The following is a 296-nucleotide window of genomic DNA, read 5'->3' as shown; positions in this document are numbered from 1 at the left end:
CTATTGCACTACTGATCAGTGGCCAGTGGTTAGTTGAGCACTTACTCGATTTTCAGACCACCATCAGCGTTATTATTAACTTTGTCGGCGGAAGTTACTTCCTGAGCCTACTCGTACGAAACAAGATCAGCTAACCATGATTAAAATTACTGGACTAAGTAAGAAATACAACGACAAATACGTTGTTAATAATGCAGACGCCCTCTTCCCGGTTGGTGAAGTTACCAGCATCATTGGCCCTAATGGCGCAGGAAAAAGTACATTACTGTCGATGGCAAGTCGCCTGACCGATAGCT

At 43.9% G+C, this 296-nt stretch carries 1 protein-coding gene and 1 pseudogene; both read left to right on the top strand.

All coding sequences use genetic code 11. The features are described from left to right. Positions 1-134: pseudogene (locus tag AB4585_RS27380) on the top strand (ABC transporter permease); the annotation flags it as partial. Between the two features lie 2 nt (positions 135-136). Continuing rightward, positions 137-296: ATP-binding cassette domain-containing protein (locus tag AB4585_RS27375; protein WP_372171894.1), on the top strand; the 160-nt coding region annotated here is incomplete at its 3' end.

The sequence above is a fragment of the Vibrio sp. 10N.222.49.C9 genome (assembly GCF_041474985.1).
Taxonomy (GTDB): domain Bacteria; phylum Pseudomonadota; class Gammaproteobacteria; order Enterobacterales; family Vibrionaceae; genus Vibrio; species Vibrio crassostreae_C.
The sequence above is the reverse complement of the archived record's forward strand: the minus strand, read 5'-3'. Positions and strand labels throughout refer to the sequence as shown.